Origin of the sequence: Mesorhizobium sp. M8A.F.Ca.ET.202.01.1.1, assembly GCF_004791595.1 — a bacterium.
Classification (GTDB): domain Bacteria; phylum Pseudomonadota; class Alphaproteobacteria; order Rhizobiales; family Rhizobiaceae; genus Mesorhizobium.
Map to the genome: position 1 here is coordinate 1 of NZ_SRUN01000285.1, position 288 is coordinate 288.

The 288-nt window shown below is 69.8% G+C and carries 1 pseudogene; it reads right to left on the reverse strand.

The annotated features are described in order from the left end of the window. Nucleotides 1-288 (reverse strand): annotated as a pseudogene (locus EN845_RS34885) (glutathione S-transferase); the annotation flags it as partial.

Here is a 288-nt window from a genome sequence, read left to right on the forward strand (position 1 = left end):
GCCGCCAGCGGCCAGCTGGGCATCAAGCACGCCCATCAAGCGGTTCCACTGGGCCAGGCTGGCCTCGGCGCGGGCATCGTCCGGGTAGTCCGGATGCTGGCGCACGCGTGCCATGAACACGTGCCGCCAGGCACTGTTGAGGTCGCTGGCCTGCCAGTCCATCCACTGCTCGACCCGCGCACGATCCTGTGCCGCGCGGGGCAGCAGATCGTCACGGCCCGCGCGGGACGCCAGGTAGCGGCAGATGCTGTTGGACTCCCACAGCACGAACTCGCCATCACGCAGGAC